This window comes from Frankia nepalensis, assembly GCF_016786325.1.
Taxonomy (GTDB): Bacteria; Actinomycetota; Actinomycetes; order Frankiales; family Frankiaceae; genus Pseudofrankia; species Pseudofrankia nepalensis.
In genome coordinates this window covers 25,274-41,659 of the sequence record NZ_JADWYU010000140.1, presented here as the reverse complement: position 1 = coordinate 41,659, position 16,386 = coordinate 25,274, and the positions used below count along the sequence as shown (strand labels likewise).

The 16,386-nt window shown below is 73.0% G+C and carries 14 protein-coding genes and 1 tRNA gene; 8 read left to right on the top strand and 7 right to left on the bottom strand.

Features of this window, described 5'->3' with window-relative positions; translation table 11 throughout:
- Positions 1-148: 148 nt before the first annotated feature.
- The gene (locus tag I6A81_RS20580; RefSeq protein ID WP_203002094.1) at positions 149-2,176 is read left to right on the top strand and encodes a vWA domain-containing protein; all 2,028 of its coding nucleotides are present in this window, start codon (positions 149-151) and stop codon (positions 2,174-2,176) included.
- Positions 2,177-2,196: 20 nt separating this feature from the next.
- On the opposite strand, the gene I6A81_RS20575 is transcribed toward I6A81_RS20580, so the two are convergent.
- The gene (locus I6A81_RS20575; protein WP_203002063.1) at positions 2,197-2,817 is read right to left on the bottom strand and encodes a PadR family transcriptional regulator; all 621 of its coding nucleotides are present in this window, start codon (positions 2,815-2,817) and stop codon (positions 2,197-2,199) included.
- Positions 2,818-2,955: 138 nt separating this feature from the next.
- Between I6A81_RS20575 and I6A81_RS20570 the strand changes: the two genes are divergently transcribed.
- From I6A81_RS20570 to I6A81_RS20550, 5 genes are all read left to right on the top strand, one after another.
- Positions 2,956-3,411 carry an antibiotic biosynthesis monooxygenase gene (locus tag I6A81_RS20570; RefSeq protein WP_203002062.1) on the top strand — a complete coding sequence of 152 codons (456 nt, stop codon included), beginning with the start codon at positions 2,956-2,958 and terminating at the stop codon, positions 3,409-3,411.
- A 320-nt stretch (positions 3,412-3,731) separates the two neighbouring features.
- On the top strand, positions 3,732-4,790 hold the full coding sequence (locus I6A81_RS20565; RefSeq protein WP_307874787.1) for a trypsin-like serine peptidase: 1,059 nt from the start codon (positions 3,732-3,734) through the stop codon (positions 4,788-4,790).
- 319 nt (positions 4,791-5,109) lie between these two features.
- Positions 5,110-5,574 carry a hypothetical protein gene (locus tag I6A81_RS20560; protein WP_203002061.1) on the top strand — a complete coding sequence of 155 codons (465 nt, stop codon included), beginning with the start codon at positions 5,110-5,112 and terminating at the stop codon, positions 5,572-5,574.
- Positions 5,575-5,988: 414 nt separating this feature from the next.
- Positions 5,989-7,749 (top strand): MBOAT family O-acyltransferase, encoded by a 1,761-nt coding sequence (locus I6A81_RS20555; RefSeq protein WP_203006704.1) that lies wholly within the window; start codon positions 5,989-5,991, stop codon positions 7,747-7,749.
- Positions 7,750-7,997: 248 nt separating this feature from the next.
- Positions 7,998-9,155, top strand: a complete 1,158-nt coding sequence (locus I6A81_RS20550; protein WP_307874786.1) for an SGNH/GDSL hydrolase family protein — start codon at positions 7,998-8,000, stop codon at positions 9,153-9,155.
- A 13-nt stretch (positions 9,156-9,168) separates the two neighbouring features.
- Here I6A81_RS20550 and I6A81_RS20545 read toward each other — a convergent pair whose 3' ends face one another.
- Positions 9,169-9,555 (bottom strand): hypothetical protein, encoded by a 387-nt coding sequence (locus I6A81_RS20545; RefSeq protein WP_203006695.1) that lies wholly within the window; start codon positions 9,553-9,555, stop codon positions 9,169-9,171.
- A 108-nt stretch (positions 9,556-9,663) separates the two neighbouring features.
- Between I6A81_RS20545 and I6A81_RS20540 the strand changes: the two genes are divergently transcribed.
- Entirely contained in the window at positions 9,664-9,900 is a 237-nt protein-coding gene (locus tag I6A81_RS20540) for a DUF4287 domain-containing protein (protein WP_203006696.1), read from the top strand.
- Positions 9,901-10,279: 379 nt separating this feature from the next.
- Positions 10,280-10,690: a PPOX class F420-dependent oxidoreductase gene (locus I6A81_RS20535; protein WP_203006697.1), complete on the top strand. Its 411-nt coding sequence runs from the start codon at positions 10,280-10,282 to the stop codon at positions 10,688-10,690.
- Positions 10,691-10,763: 73 nt separating this feature from the next.
- Here the strand turns inward: I6A81_RS20535 and I6A81_RS20530 are convergent, their stop codons facing one another.
- The 5 genes from I6A81_RS20530 to I6A81_RS20510 form a co-directional block, all read right to left on the bottom strand.
- On the bottom strand, positions 10,764-11,600 hold the full coding sequence (locus I6A81_RS20530) for a Bax inhibitor-1/YccA family protein (RefSeq protein ID WP_203006698.1): 837 nt from the start codon (positions 11,598-11,600) through the stop codon (positions 10,764-10,766).
- Positions 11,601-12,392: 792 nt separating this feature from the next.
- Positions 12,393-12,467: transfer RNA gene (locus tag I6A81_RS20525), tRNA-Leu, on the bottom strand.
- A 290-nt stretch (positions 12,468-12,757) separates the two neighbouring features.
- Positions 12,758-14,170: an NAD(P)/FAD-dependent oxidoreductase gene (locus tag I6A81_RS20520; RefSeq protein WP_203006699.1), complete on the bottom strand. Its 1,413-nt coding sequence runs from the start codon at positions 14,168-14,170 to the stop codon at positions 12,758-12,760.
- Positions 14,171-14,578: 408 nt separating this feature from the next.
- Positions 14,579-15,409 carry a uracil-DNA glycosylase gene (locus I6A81_RS20515; RefSeq protein WP_203006700.1) on the bottom strand — a complete coding sequence of 277 codons (831 nt, stop codon included), beginning with the start codon at positions 15,407-15,409 and terminating at the stop codon, positions 14,579-14,581.
- Positions 15,410-15,421: 12 nt separating this feature from the next.
- Complete coding sequence (locus I6A81_RS20510; protein ID WP_203006701.1) at positions 15,422-16,360, bottom strand: Ppx/GppA phosphatase family protein; 939 nt, start codon at positions 16,358-16,360, stop codon at positions 15,422-15,424.
- Positions 16,361-16,386 lie beyond the last annotated feature (26 nt).

Below are 16,386 nucleotides of genomic sequence, written 5' to 3'. Positions count from 1 at the left end.
GGTGGTCGGGTCGGGTATGGATCCCGCTGAGGGTGGGTTGGTGGGGTCAGGTACGGGCCGCTGGGGCTGGGTGGTCGGGTCGGGTGCTGGAGGCCGGGGGGCGGAGAAACCGGGGTCGGACGGCGGGAAGGGCACGGTCGGACACATGGTGAGTAACGGCGCCTTTCGCTATGGGCCCTGGGCGGGCGGGCCGGACCCGCTGGCCTTCCCTTTCGCGGCCACCGACGCCCTTGACGAGATGTCCCGCCAGGTGCTGGAGGGACGCACCGCCAGGGAGGCGCTGGACTCGCTGCTGCGCCGAGGCCTGAACGGCCGGCGAGGACTGGACGACCTGCGGCGCGCGGTCGACCGCCGCCGCCGGGAGGTGCGCTCACGCGGCCGGCTGGACGGCACCCTGCGGGAGGTGCGCCGGCTGCTCGACACGGCGGTCGGGCAGGAGCGGGCGGCCCTGTTCCCCGACCCGTCCGACGACGCCCGGATGCGTGAGGCGGAGCTGGACGCCCTGCCGAGCGACCCGGCCCGCGCGGTCCGCGAGCTGGCGAACTACGACTGGCGTTCGGCGCAGGCTCGGGAGACCTACGACCAGATCGCCGACCTCCTGCGCCGCGAGGTGCTCGACTCGCAGTTCCGCGGGATGAAGGAGGCACTGGCCGGCGCCACCCAGGCGGACATGGCCCGGGTAGGCGAGATGGTCCGCGCGCTCAACGAGCTGCTCGCGAAGGACGCGCGGGGCGAGGACACGGACGAGGCATTCCGGGAGTTCATGCGCGAGTTCGGCGAGTTCTTCCCCGAACAGCCGAACGACCTCGAAGAGCTGATCGACACGCTGGCCCGGCGCTCCGCGGCGGCCAACCGGCTGCTCGCGGGCCTGTCTCCCAAGCAGCGCCAGGAGCTCGCCGAGCTGATGGCCGCCGCCATCGACGACATGGGCCTGGCCGACGACCTCGCCCAGCTCGGCGACGCGCTGCGGGCCGCGCGGCCGAACCTCGACTGGGGGATGCGCCGGCCGACCGGCTTCGGCGACCCGCGCGACGGCGAGGCCGGGCTCGGCCTCGGCGACGCGACCTCCGCGCTGGAGGAGCTCGCCGAGCTGGACTCGCTGGCCGCCTCGCTCAGCCAGGACTACCCGGGTGCCTCCCTCGACGACGTGGACCCGGACTCGATCGCCGCGGCCCTCGGCCGGTCCGCCGTCGACGACCTGCGTCAGCTCCAGCAGATCGAGCGCGAGCTGGAGCGGGCCGGGTTCATCACCCGCCGTTCGGGCCGCCTGGAGCTGACCCCCCGCGCGGTGCGCCGGATCGGCCAGACCGCGCTGGCCCGGATCTTCCGGCAGATCTCGTCGGGTGCCCGGGGCGACCACGCGCAGCAGGACGCCGGTGCCGCCGGCGAGCTGGTCGGCACCGCCCGGCCGTGGGAGTTCGGCGACACCCAGCCGATCGACGTCGTGCGCACCGTGCGCAACGCGGTGCTGCGCTCCGCCTCGCCCTCGCTCCGTCCGCGGCGCCTCCCGCGCTCAGGGGGGTCGCCCGGGCCGCGCGGGGCGGTCAGCCTGAAGGTCGAGGACTTCGCGGTGGCGGAGACCGAGCGGCGTACCTCAGCCGCCGTCTGCCTGCTCGTCGACCTCTCGTACTCGATGGCGCTGCGTGGCACGTGGGGGATCGCGAAGTCGACGGCGCTCGCGCTGCACACCCTGGTGACCACGAAGTTCCCGCAGGACAAGATCCACCTGATCGGCTTCTCGGACTACGCCCGCGAGCTGCGGCCGGTGGAGCTGGCGGGCCTCGACTCGGAGATGGTGCAGGGCACGAACCTGCAGCACGCGCTGCTGATCGCCGGCCGGCTGCTGTCGCGCTACCCGGAGTCGGAGCCGGTCGTCATGGTCGTCACCGACGGCGAGCCGACGGCGCACCTGCTGCGCGATGGCACCCCCGCGTTCTCCTGGCCGCCGATGCCAGAAACGCTGGAGCTCACGCTCGCCGAGGTCGACCGGCTGACCCGCCGCGGCGTCGGGATCAACGTCTTCATGCTGGACACGGAGCCCCGGCTGGTGCGGTTCGTCGAGGAGATGGCGCGGCGCAACGGCGGCCGGGTGCTCTCCCCCGACCCGAACGCGCTCGGCCAGTACGTCGTCCGCGACTACCTGCGTTCCCGCGGCGGCCGCCGGACCGTCCGCTAGGACGCGATCCAGGACGTGCCCTAGCCCGCTCCCGGCTCGGCGGCCACCGGGCCGGCCGCCTCCCCCTCGACACGGCCCGCCCCCTCGACACGGCCCGCCATCAGGTCGTCCAGCAACCGGGCCCAGAAGTCGATCTGCAGGCGCTCGTAGCCGAGGCCGAGCTCCAGGGCGCGCCGTAGCGACCAGGGCATCGCGTCGGCGGGCAGCGCGGCGAACGCCTCGTAGGTCGCCAGCTGGGAGCGGTGCGCCGCGACCTGCCCTCGCGCGAGCTCGACGGCGTCCGCCGGGCCGCCGAGCTCGGCGAAGGCGAGCTTGAGCAGCCCGGGGGCCCTCAGCTCGCCGAGCGCCGTCTCGCCGCTGGCGAGCCAGGCGCGCAGGGCCGCCCGGCCGGCGTCCGTGATCCGGAAGATCCGGCGGCGGCGTCCGGACTCCTCGCGCTCCTCGACGAGCAGGCCGGCCTCGGCCAGCCGGGGCGGCTCCTTGTAGAGCTGGGCGTGCGCGAAGGACCAGAAGTTCCCGACCGACTGGGCCGCGAAGACCTTCAGGTCGTAGGGGGTGGCGGAGCCATGCCGGGCCACCAGGCCGAGCACCAGGTACGAGACCGGCGTCAGCGACGCCGACGCCGGGGACGGGTCTTCCACGGCTCGCACCCTACCTCTTGCCAATAGTCCGTTTAGGACTATGGTGGAAACCGTCCGAAGGAGACGGTCTCTTACGGAGCTAAAGACCGGGTCGACGGCGCGCCGGCGACCCGGCGACCCGGCCCACGAGGAGCCACGATGGCCACCATTCCCTGGTCCACCCCGCCCGCCGTCGCCGACGCGAGCGCGCCATCCGCGCAGGCGCCCGCCGGGCCGCCCGTCGTCATGGCCTCCCGGTTCGCGCTCACCTCGCGCCGGCGGCACACCGTCGCGATGCTCCGGCACGCGCTGCGGGTGCGCCGCGCGCTGCTGGCCACCCGGGGCGCGCTCGGGGTGTCGCTCGTCGCCCACCCACTGCGCGGCGAGTACTGGACGCTGTCCGCCTGGTCCGACCGCGGGTCGCTGGACACGTTCGTCCGGGCACCGGAGCACCTGGCGGCGATGCGCGCGCTCGCCCCGGCCATGGCGGACTCCACGTTCGTCTTCTGGGCGCACGACGCCGGCGCCGAGCCGCCCACCTGGGCGGACGCGCGGGCCCGGGTCGCCGCCGAGCGGTCGGCCCGGCAGCCCGCGGCGCCGCCCTCGACCACCTGACCGGGCTCACGACCACCTGACCGGGTCCAGGAGCGGCCCCGGGCCAGGACGGGAGATTGCCCAACGCTAACCCGAGTGCCCAGACTGACCTCGCTGCCCAGGCTGGCCCAGCCCGCTCGAAGCGGCGGAGCAACCTCCGCTCCCTGCTACCGTCCGCGCCCATGGCTTCACAGATCGGGGTTGGATCTCCAGAGATCCCGGCCTGTCCCGATGACGCGGGCGCGAGCGGGCACCACCAGCCCGGTCCTGGCCGGCACCGCCGCGGCGGCCAGCGAGGCCTGCCCCGGCGACGGGCCAGGACCGGCCGGCGCCATGCTCGCGTGAGCGCCCGGCCCAGGCCCGGCTGGCGGCGGGGACGACGGCGCGCGGCGCTCGGAGCGGTCGGGGCGGCCGTCCTGGCGCTGGTGCTGATGGAACCGCCCCCGTCGGCGGCCCCGACCCCCGGCCCGGCGCCCGCCCCGGCGACGGCCAAGGCGGCCGCGGTCGAGGCGGCCCCGCCCGCCCAGGCCGGCGTCGCGTCGCATCATCAGTGGCAGACCGACGTCGAGCTCACCCGCTACTGGACGCCGGAGCGCCTGGCCGGCGCGCTCGACGCCGACGTGCTGCGCCGCACGGCGCCGGGCGCGCCTTCGGCCGCCGCGCCCGCGCCCGAGCCGCCACTTCCCGCGCCGGCCGCGCCCGGGCGGACGCCGCTCGCGGGCAACCCCGTGCAGCCCTACGACGGCGGCGGCCTCGCCTCGCGGGTCAACGGCGCCCTGTTCTCGACGATCAAGGGCGTCGACCTGGCCTGCTCGGGAGCGGTAGTGGACAGCCCGAACGGCAACCTCGTCGTCACCGCTGGCCACTGCCTGCGCAACGGTGGCGCGGGTGGCTCGTTCGCCAGCAACATCGTCTTCATCCCCGGCTACGCGAACGGCGCCGCGCCGTACGGGATCTGGCACGCCCAGTGGCTGACCGTGACCACGGGCTGGGGCAACCGCGAGGACTTCGACGAGGACGCCGGTTTCGCCACGTTCCGGCCCCTCGGCGGCCGGACGCTGCGGGACACGGTCGGCGGCGCCTTCCCCATCGGGTTCGACCTCGCCCCTCAGCCACAGACCGTCTTTGGCTACCCGAAGCTGCCGCCGTTCAACGGCACCACGCTGATGACCTGCGCGGGCACCCCCACGGCCGACCCGCTGGGAGGCTCCTCGCTCGGCCTGCCCTGCGCGATGACCGCGGGCGCCAGCGGCGGTGTCTGGCTGGCCGGGCTGCAGGGCGGCACCGGCGTGGTCGACTCGGTGGTCAGCTACTCCTACATGGTGGATCCAAACGTCATCTACGGAACCCGCTTCGGCCCCAAGATCCGGGCTCTGTACCAGCACGCGATCGGCACATAACCCGAGCAACACCCCCCGAGAGGCGACCCCCCTCGGGGGGAACCACCCCAATACGACCGCCCCCAGCCCGAGCCACCCCACCCGCGCCAGCCACCCCTCACCCCACCCTCCGCCGCCACCCCCCGCACCCCGATCCGGGCAGCCTGTCAGACGTCAGCGGCACCAAACGAGGGTCGCCAGCCCGCTGATGTCTGACAGAACTCCCCGCCATGTCGGACAGGACGCGCGCCACCGGAGGTTCGGCGCGGGGCTGGGGCCGGCCACCCAGCGGGGCGCCCCACGTGCCGGATCCTCCGGCCGGTCGGTAGCGTCTCTCCGCATGCCGCACAGTGGGCCATACGGGCTGGTATTGACGCTGCACGTCCTCGGAGCCCTGTTCGTCATCAGCCCACTTACCTTCGCCGGACTCTGCCTGCCCGCGCTGGCGTTCGTCGGTCACCGGGCGCTGCCCATCCTGCGGCCGGCGCCGTGGCTGCTCCGAATCGCCGCCGTCGCCTCGCTCGGAGTGGTCGCCCTCGGCCTGTTCCTCGTCCCACGCGGTCCGTTCGGCGAGATCCGGGGCTACGGAGACGGCTGGATCACCAGCTCGATGGCCCTCTGGGCGATCGCGACCCTGCTCACCGTGACCATTCTCGCCGGCGGCGTGTCGACCGCCGTCGCCGAGATCGAACAGACCGGCATGGCCGCGCGGCGCCGCCTGCCCTGGCTGGCCCTCACCGGGCTCATCACCACCGCCTGCTGGATCTCGATCGTCTACCTCATGGTCGTCAAGCCGGGTATGTAAGGCGGTCGGCTCAAGGTCGCCCTAGGGGCGACCATCGCCGCTCCGCCGTCGGGGGGCGGGGGGCCCCGACCCCCCTGGTACCGGGCAAGACCTCAAAGTCCGGGGCCAATGCTGGTCCGAGATCAGGATCACGGCCGGGTTCTCGCGGACGCTCCGAGGCGACCATCGCCGCTCCGCCGTCGGGACGCTGGGCGCCCCGGCCGGTCTGGATCAGGCACGTTCTTGAGACCGGGATCTGGACTGGTCCCAGGCCGGGGCCGCGCCGTGATCCGTGGGGGGAGGTTCTGGCTAGTGGGGCCGCGGCGTGCGGCACAGTCAGCCAGCCGAGAGACGTTCCGTCACTATCCGCATCGGTCACGTTACAATACGTAAGCTATCGACAGCCACCGGTGGTGACGAGAGCGGGTGCGGCGCGTGGTCTTCCCGACGATCGAGTTCGCCGCCTTCTTCCTTGCCGTCATGGCGGTTTCCTGGTGGCTGATGCCGCGGCCCCGCCTGTGGAAGCCGTTCATGCTCGCGGCGTCCTACGTCTTCTACGGATACACCGATCCCCGGTTCGTCCTGCTGCTGGTCGCGTCGACGCTGGTCAACCAGGCCGCGGCCTGCGCGATCGCACGCCGCCGCGACCGCAGGATCCTGATCATCGCCATCGTCGCGGATCTGGGTCTGCTGGGCTGGTTCAAGTACTACGGGTTCTTCGCGCTGTCGGTGGACCGGATGCTCGACGACATCGGGCTCGGCGCGCCGCTGCCGCTGCTGCAGGTCGCGCTGCCGGTGGGAATCTCCTTTTTCACCTTCCAGGCGCTCTCGTACGTCATTGACGTCTGGCGCGGCGACACGCGGCCCGCGAAGCTGATCGACTTCGCGGTCTACGAGGCGTTCTTCCCCCACCTGGTGGCGGGACCGATCGTGCGGGCCCGGGAGTTCATCCCCCAGCTCGCGAGCCCGCGCGACCGGTCGGCCGTCCCGGCGACCCGCGCCGTCTTCCTGATCTGCGGCGGACTGGTCAAGAAGGTGGTGCTCGCCGATCTGTTGGCCCGCCGGCTCGTCGACCCGGTCTTCGACTCCCCGGGGCAGCACTCCTCCGTCGAGGTGCTCGTCGCGATCTACGCCTACGCCGTCCAGATCTACTGCGACTTCTCGGCGTACTCCGACATCGCGATCGGGGTCGCGCTGCTGCTGGGCTTCCGCTTCCCGGACAACTTCGACCGGCCCTACGCGGCCACCTCCCTGCGGGAGTTCTGGCGGCGCTGGCACCTGACACTGTCGCGCTGGCTGCGCGACTACGTCTACATCCCGCTCGGCGGCGCCCGGCGCGGCCCGCGACGCACCCAGCTGAACCTGATGATCACCATGGTTCTCGGCGGGCTGTGGCATGGCGCGGCCTGGACTTTCGTCTGCTGGGGCGCGGTGCACGGCGCGGGCCTGGCCGCCGAACGCTCGCTGGCCCACCGCCACGGCGCGCGTGACACTGGCGAAGCCTCACGCGGACCGTGGCGTCCCAGCCGGCACAGCCACGGCGCGCGTGACACTGGCGAAGCCTCACGCGGACCGTGGCCCGTCAGGTTGCGTGGGCGCCATCGGCCCCGCCGCGGCGAACCCGCGATACCTGTGCCGACGGAAGTGACCGCCGTTGGACTCGTCGCCATCCCGGCGCCACGCTCCGTCGGCGAGGAGCGCGCGCCGGCGAGCCCGCCGGTCACGGCACCCGCGCTCGCCGCCGTGGTCGCTCGAGAGCCCGCGGGGACGGGCCGCGGGGACGTGGCCGTCGACGCGGTGGGGAGCACGTCCGCTCTCGCCGTCGGCAGACCGGCCGCGCACTCCCCCGAGGCGACCGCGACCGGCCGCTGGCTGCGCCGGATCGTCACGTTCCATGTCGTCTGCGGGGCCTGGGTGCTGTTTCGATCTCCCGACCTGGCGACCGCCGGCGAGATCATGCGTCGGTTGGTGACCGGCGGCTTCGCGATCGGGCTGGTCACGCCGACCGTTGTCGCCGCCATCGTGGTGGGGCTCGGCCTCGCTGCCGTGCCGGCGCGCTGGTGGACGGCGGCTCAGGTCGCCTTCGACCGGCTGACGCTGCCCGTGCAGGTTCTTGGCGTCGTGGGCTTCCTGCTGGCGATGTACTCGTTCGTCGGCCAGCAGGACGTCGCCCCCTTCATCTACTTTCGCTTCTAGTGCCGGCGCCGCGCTGGTTCGCCCCGGTTCGGAGCGGCGCGCGAGACGGTTGATCACCGGTCGCTCGCGGAAACAGCGAGACCGGTTGTCCGGCAAGCCGTTTCCGCGGGCATTCGGCGATCATGCCGGCGGTCGCGCGCTTCCTGGCCCGGCGAACGCTGCCAGGCGCACTACTAGATCGACAAGTCAAATAACTCTTCGTGTCGTTGATGCAGACGATGCGTATGGGCGTGGCAGGCTCGTGGTCCGTGGAGACGCAGGCGGACGGGGCGCCAGCCAGGCCGGGCGGCGATCTGGCGACGACCACCGACGCCCACGCGGCGCGGCCGGGGCAGGACACCCGGCCGGTCCCGTCGCCCCGGACACCACCGGCGGACGACCGCTCACCCGGCCACGCCGGGGTGGTCTCGGCCCGGCGCGCGTTCGCGCTGGTCACGTTGTCGCTGGGTGTCCTCGCTCTGCTGCGGACGCCCGCCGCGGTGCACGCCGGGGAGGGGATGCCGCCCGGCCGGACGAGGGACACGGTCCTGGCGGTGGCCCGCCCGCTCGACCGGGTCACCCGCCCGCTGGGCCTGGACCGGCCGGGCGAGCGGCTCGCCGCGCTGTTCGGGCACGACCGCGCGGACAGCCACTCCGAGCTCGCGACGGCCGCGAGCCGTGAGGCGTCGGCGACCGGCTCCGGTCCTGGCGGGACCATCTCCGGTGGCGCGCCGACAGCGCCGGCGCCGGTCCCGCCCCGGATCCCGACCGCGGGCGATCCGCTGCGGGTCCTGGTCACCGGTGACTCGCTCACCGAGTCCCTCGGCCCGAGGATCGTCAACACGGCGCCGCGGACGGTGCGCGCCACGACCGACACCCGGTTCGGCACCGGCCTGGTGAGGCCGGACTTCTTCGACTGGGCGAGCCACGCCCACGACCAGCTCGACCAGGAGGATCCGGAGGCCGTCGTGGTCGCCCTCGGGGCCAACGACGGCCAGGGCATCACCCTGCCGGCCGGCGCGGTCCTGCCGGCGGGGTCGGCCGGCTGGCTCGACGAGTACCGCAGGCGGGCCCTCGTCCTGCTGCGGATCTGGACCGACGGCGGCACGCGCCGGGTGTACTGGACCAGCCTGCCTCCGGCCCGCTCCGACCGGCTCGACGGATTCTTCCGCCAGCTCAACGGCGCCGTCGCGGACGCGGCGCGCCAGGTGCCGGGAGCCCGGTTCCTCGACCTCGCGCCCGCGCTGTCGGATCACGGGCGCTACAGCGACTACCTGCGCGATCCCGCCGGCCACACCGTCCAGGCGAGAACCCGCGACGGCGTGCACCTCACCCTGGACGGCGCCCGACTAGCCGCCGCGCCCATCCTCGCCGCGCTCGCGGCCGACTTCAGCCTCGAGTCACCGATACCCAGGCAGGCCGGGTGACGAACCGTCCCAGTTAGCGGCTGGGCCCGCCGAAGCCGAATCCTGGGCCGTCGAGGTCGGCCCGCGCGGCGGTCACCGCCCCCTGGGCCTCGGCCAACAACGCCGCCCGCCGGGCTGGAGCGAGATCGCCGGCCGCCAGCAGGCCGACCAGTTCGTCGGCGAGGACGGCGACCTGGTCGGCGAGGCCATGCGGGGCGAGCGGCGGCGGGAGGGCGCCGTCGGGAGCGCCCGAGCCGGCCGCGTGGCCCAGCCGGGCCAGCTCGTGAGCCAACACCGTGGTCCTTTCGGCGCGGTTCGGTCCGGCGGCGGTGCTGACCCCCCAGGCCGGCCCGCTCCAGCTCCGGAGCCGGTGGAGCAGACGGTTGATCTCGCGGGTCAGACCGGGGACCGATTCCGACATCCGGGCAGGTTACCTGACGAGGACGGCTCTGGGTCTTGCCCTCCCGTGCGGCGTGATGCACCCTCCATTCATGGTCCGTTGACGACTGGTTCAGCTCAGGAGGCGCGCATGTCTCAGTACCGCTCCGTCCAGACCCAGCAGACTCACCAGATTCTCATCGAGCGCCTTCCCAAGGTCACCGGCCACGATCTATCCCACTGGCTCGCGCGTATCGAGGATGGCCCAGGCCTGCTGCGGTTCCCGGAGCGCGTCAACTGGCTGCGCGACGAGTACAACATCCCGCACCGCTACGCCGCCGCCCTCGTCCACGAGTCCGACCTGCGCCGTCGCGCGATCCGGGTCTGACCGAGCCGCCGTCGCGGGCTGTCGAGGCCGACGCGCTGACGGCCTCGACGGCCCGCCCGGCTCAATGCCGGGAACCGCCCCGCTCCCGCGCACCGGCACGACCCCCGGTGAGCGCGATCTCCCGGTAAGCCCGGTTCCCCGGTGAACCCGGGTCTCCCGGTGACTCGCCCGGGCGCCCGGCCGAGCCTCGGCCTGTGGGTCGTCGTTCCACCACCGCCCTGATTCCGGCCAGCGATCGCAACCATCCCCGATCGCCACGGCTTCGTCTGACGTTCACGCACATGACCGCCAAAGATCTCGTCGAGGCCGACTACCCGAGGACTCGTCAACGACCTGCTGGCCCGCGGGATCACGGGGACCACCGCGCGAGAATGGCGACATGGATGCCGATGCCGCACGCGAGTTCGTCCGGGAGAACCATCGAGCCGTGCTCGCGACCCGTCGCCGGGACGGCGGGCCGCAACTGTCACCGGTCACCGTCGGCGTCGCCGACGACGGCCTGATCATCATCAGCAGCCGGCTCACCGCCTACAAGGTGCGCAACATCCAGCGCGACCCGGCGGTGGAGCTTTGCGTCCTCAACGATGGCTTCTTCGGCGCCTGGGCGCAGATCAGCGGCCAAGCCGACATCGTCGAGCTTCCGGCCGCTATGGACGGCCTAATCGCCTACTACCGCGGTATCTCCGGCGAACACCCGGACTGGGACGACTACCGCGCCGCGATGGTCCGCGACCAGCGCTGCCTGATCCGGGTGACCATCGAGTCCGCGGGCCCCTCCCGCTCAGGCTGACCACCAGCGCCAGCCCTCAGGCGGCGCCGATGGGCGCTCGGGGCGCCCATCGGCGCATGCCCCTTGCGCCGGCCTAGCGGCGCAGCTTGGACAGGAGACGCAGCATCTCCAGGTAGACCCAGAGGAAGCCGACGAGCAGGCCGTATGCGGCTCGCCAGGCCTCCGCCCGAGGCGCCCTGGCCGCGATCGCCTGCTCGATGTAGTCGAAGTCGAGGATGAACTGCAGGCTGGCGAAGATCAATACCACGACGCTGAACAGGATGCCGAGCGGCGTCGCGTCGTTCATCACCGGCAGCTGGCCGGCGCTGGTAAGGCGCAGGACCAGGTCGACCAGGGTGAGGGCGATGACCGTGAGCAGCACCCCGCCGACGACCCGGGCCATCCGCGGCGTCGCCCTGATGCGCCGGCTGCGATAGGCGATCAGCATCGTCACGAAGATCACGGCGGTGCCGAGAAGCGCCTGCGCGATGATCCCCGAGTAGAGCGACTCGTACTGCCGGGAGGCGCCGCCCGCGCCGATGCCCGCGAGCACCGCGAACACGATCACCAGTGGCGGGTTGATCCGGCCGGTGAAGCCGATGAACAGGCTCAGCAGGAGGGCCGCGATGCCGGCGCCCAGGACGAGCCCGGGCGAGCTCGGCAGCAGCAGCCATCCGGCCGCCCCGCCGACTCCCGCGATGCCGAACAGCCCGAGGGTGTGGACGACGACGTCGTCGATGGTCAGGCCGGGCTGCCGGTTCGCCGGGCTCCACGAGTCCGGCGGCTGCCCGAAGCCCGGCTGGCCGTACCCGGGCTGGCCATACCCGGGCGGCGCGCCCTGCGCGGACGGCGGCCAGGTCGCCTCGTCACGCCGCGGCGCCGCCGATCGCATCCGCGTGAACACCGGGTTGGTTGATTGGATCCTGGCCATTCGGATCGTGGCTCCCCTTCGCACTGTCCACCCGGTCGGCTCCCTGCCGCCCGCGTCGTCCAGCACCTACCGCAAACGATAAACGCCAACACGCGACCCCGGGTTCCACCCCGGTTCCGCCGCGCCTTCCCGCGTCCGCTCACCCGCTGCCGCCGCGATCACGCCGGCGTCCGCCGCCGCCCCGGGCGGCCGGTCGGCCGGCCCGGCGACGAAGCGGCCACCCGGTCACGCACCGTTTCACCACAGCCGCCCGGCCTGAGCACCCAGAGCAACAAAAGTGGCGCGGAAAGCGACCCTCGAAAGCGCGGCTCATCGGGAGCGGAGACCGCCCGAAACAAGCAAATACCGACGGCGACCCGGCTCCTACAAATCGTCACACGCCGCCAGTCACCCCGCCGCCGAACATCACAGGCCCGGCGACGAGGCAGGGCCAGACGGCGCGCCGAAGCCGCCGAAGGCGCCGAGCCCTCAGACCCGATGAGGACCGCCACCCCAGCCGAAGGTTCGAGGAGAACGGTGGTCACGCTCTCAGGGTTCAAGAGGGCGAAGCCCGCCGACATGGGTCCGGTGGCCTGGCGCGCGGAACATCATGAGCGCCAGGCCGAATCCCTGGCGTGACCAACGAGAACCGTTGAAGCCAACTCGAAGAACCCGCGGAGAGAACGGATCGCGCCCTCGAGGGCCAGGGGGGCGAAGCCCCCTGGCGCGGGGTCCGGGGCTCGGTCCCGGAGCAACATAACGCGGGAGGCCGGGAGCCCACCAAAGGTGAGCGAACAGGATGGCCCCGATGCGTGCCGGTGGTCGGAGTCGAACCGACACTCGAGCTGTTTTTAGGACAGCCTCCTCTACCTGTTGGGATACACCGGCTCGTCTACATCGCTGATATTTCTACCACGCTACGTACGTTCTGGGAATAACACAACGTGGAGAAATCATCCGGACGTCGGGCGGAGCGGGCAGTCGTCACCCTTCGTGACGTTCGGGTAAACAACGCGCGGACAGGCCGTGGCAGACCGTCATAGGACGTCGCGTGATCACCACAGGCTGGTCACCGACTTCGGCCACCTTCCCGGTGGGGATATGCCCCGACCTTCCGGGATCTTCTCCCTCGCCCGGCCGGCCCGGCCCACCCCCCGACGGGCCGGGCCGGACGCCCTTCAGACGGGTCCGACCGGCCCGTTCCCTCGATGGCCGACGACGCTGGCCCGGCCGGCGGCGCTCACCCTGGCCGGCTCAGGAGCGGCCGCGCCCGTCGGCGCGGGCGCGGCGGTCGCGCGGCGGAACTCGGCTCGCGGGTCGGCGAACGAGCCGAGGGAGACGATCTCGCGCTCGAAGAACAGCGACAGCGTCCAGTCGGCCATCACCCGCGCCTTGCGGTTGAAGGTCGGCAGGCGGCTGAGGTGGTAGGTGCGGTGCATCAGCCACGCCGGCCATCCCCGCAGCTTGACGCCATAGACGTCGGCCACGCCGCGGTGGAAGCCGAGAGAGGCCACGCTGCCCGCGTACTTGTGCGCGTACGGCTCGATCGGATGGCCGCGCAGGTGGGCGACCAGGTTGTCGGCGAGCCTGCGCGCCTGCCGGACGGCGTGCTGCGCCGACGGGCTGGTGGTGGCGCCGTCCGGGCCGGTCAGGTCGGGCACGGCGGCGCAGTCGCCGGCGGTCCAGGCGTCGGCGACCCCGTCCACCTGGAGGAAGGGGGTGGCCCGCAGCCGTCCTCGGTCGTCGAGCGGCAGGTCGGTGCGGCCGAGCACCGGGTTGGCGCGCACGCCGGCCGTCCAGACGATCGTGTCGGCGTCGAACTCGGTGCCGTCGTCCAGCCTGACGTGACCGCCGGTGAGGCTGGTGACCCTGGTTCCCAGCCGGACCTCGATCCCGCGATGCTCGAGCTGCTTCACCGTGTAAAGCCCCATGGCCGGCGACACCTCGGGAAGAATTCTGTTCGTCGCCTCGACGAGGACCCACCGCAGGTCGGCCGGAACAATGCGCGGATAATAGGAGCACGCGTAACGGGACATGTCCTCGAGTTCCGCGAGCGCCTCGATTCCCGCGTATCCACCGCCAATGAACACGAAAGTAAGGGCACGGACCCGCTCGACCGGGTCCGCGGTGGACGCCGCGGCGTCCATCCGGTTTATCACCTTGTTTCTCAGGTAAATCGCCTCGGCCACCGACTTGAAACCGACGCCGAGCTCGCCGAGGCCCGGGATCGGCAGCGTCCGGGCGACCGACCCGGGGGCCATCACGAGGATGTCGTAGTCGAGGTCGTACTCGTCGCCGCCGACGGTACGCACCGTGGCCTTACGACTTGCGTGCGCGACCATGGTCACCCGTCCACTGACCACCTGGCACCGGCGCAGAACCTTGCGCAGCGGCACCACCACGTGACGTGGTTCGAGGTTGCCGGCGGCCGCCTCCGGCAGGAACGGCTGGTACGTCATGTAGGAGTTCGGCTCGACGACGGTGATCGTCGCCTCACCCCGGCGCAGCCGACGCTGCAGCCGCAGGGCTGTGTACATCCCGACGTAACCGCCACCGACGACGAGGATGCGGGGTGCCCGACCAAATCCCATGGGAAAGCGGTACCCACGGCGACTCCCCGTACGCCGGCCGCCGCCGGTCGCCCAGGGGCCCGCACCCAGGCCGAAGGAGATCCATAGGGCACTCAGAAGTGACGTGGGACACGAATATGACATATGGCGTAAGCCACTATGACGCAGCCGACAGCGGTGATTTCGGCCACGCCATGCCGACACGGCTCAAAAGACACCCGATCCGAGGTATTCCGGCCCGGTCAGCCGGAATCTTCCGTCGCCGCCTGGCGGGCCGGGCGCCGGCCAGGCGACGGCGGGGCGTGCGCACGGCCGGCGGCCGATCGAGATCCAGCGCCGGCGAAGGAGACCCAGCCCCGGCGGACCGGTCCAGGACCCGGTGCCCAGTCCAGGACCCGGTGACCAGGTCAGGAGGACCCGTGACCCAGGTCAGGACCCGGCCGGCGACGGCGGGAGAAGGCCCGCGTGCCGGGCCGCGGCGGCCAGGACCTCCTCGAGCATCGCGGCGGTGACCCGGCCGGTGAAGGTGTTCTGCTGGCTCGGGTGATAGCAGCCGAGCACCAGCGGCCCACCGCCCGGTGACTCGACCCGGGCGCCGTGGCCGAACACCGGCCGGCGGGCGGGCGGCGGGAAGCCGGCGGCCGCGAGCGTTGGCCAGAGCGCCTGCCAGGCGAAGCCGCCGAGCACGACGATGGCGCGCAGCGTCGGGCGCAGCAGTTCGAGCTCGCGAACCAGCCAGGGCCGGCAGGCGTCCCGTTCCTGAGGAGTCGGCTTGTTGGCCGGCGGGGCGCACCGCACCGCGGCCAGGACGCGCGTGCCCAGCATCCGCTGGCCGTCACCGGCCGACGTCGAGGTCGGCAGCTCGGCCAGGCCCACCCGGTGCAGCGCGGCGAACAGCCAGTCCCCGCTGCGGTCGCCGGTGAAGATCCGGCCGGTGCGGTTGCCGCCGTGCGCCGCCGGCGCGAGCCCGACGAGCAGCACGCGCGCGTCCGCCGGACCGAACGACGGCATCGGCCGGCCCCAGTAACGCTGGTCGGCGTACGCGGCCCGCCGGACCCTGGCGACCTCCTCCCGCCACTCGACCAGCCGCGGGCAGGCCCGGCAGACCGACGCGCGGGCGTCGAGCCCGACGGCGTCCGCGGCGTCGCGCGCCAGCCGCTCGACGTCCGCCGGCCCCAGCGCCACCGGCGTCGCCGCCGTCGCCGGATCCCCCGGCCACCCCGTCCCCGGCGGCACGGGCTCTCGTCCCTCAGGCCTCACCGGCCGCCTCCGTCAGCGGGCGCGATCGCCGAGCGAGAAGGCGATGCCGTCGAGGATGTCGCGCTCGCTGGCCACGACCGTTGGCAGGCCGACCCGCTCGACGAGGGTCCGCAGCACCAGGGCGCCGGCCGCGATGACGTCGACCCGCCCGGGGTGCATCACCGGCAGCGCCGCGCGTTCGGCGTGCGTCATCGCCAGCAGCTTCCCGGTCACGTCGGCGACGTCGCCGGCGGAGGTCGTCATCAGGTGGATCCGGTCGCTGTCGTACTCGGGCAGCCCGGCGGCCAGCGCCGCGACGGTGGTGACGGTTCCCGCGACGCCGACCAGCGTCGCCGCCTCGCGCAGCGGCACCACCTGCTCGGCCAGGTCGAGCGCGGCGTGCACGTCGGCGACGATGGCGGCCGCCTCGGCCGGCTCAGGAGGATCCGTGCGGAAGTGGCGCTCGGCCATCCGGACGCAGCCGACGTTGACCGACCGGGCGGCCAGCACACCCGAGGCGTCACCGAGCACGAGCTCGGTGGAGCCGCCGCCGATGTCGGCGACCAGGATCGGCTTCGCCGCGCCGGGGAGCTCGGCGGCCGCGCCGGCGTAGGACAGCGCCGCCTCCTCGTCGCCACTGATCACCTCGGGGTCCACGCCGAGGATCGCGCGCACGCCCTCGACCAGCTCGGCACGGTTACGGGCGTCCCGGGTCGCGCTGGTGGCGACCATGCGGACCCGGCCCGCGCCGAGCCGCTCGATCTCGGCGGCGTAGCCACGCAGCGCGGCGAAGGTGCGCTCCAGCGCCTCGGGGGCGAGCTCGCCGGTGCGGTCCACCCCGGCGCCCAGCCGCACGATCTCCATCCGACGGGTCAGCTCGGCGAGCCGGGGCGCGTCCCCGGCCACGTCGACGTCGGCGACCAGCAGCCGGATCGAGTTGGTACCACAGTCGATGGCGGCGACGCGGCTCATCGCTCGCGCTCCCTTCGGTCGTCGGT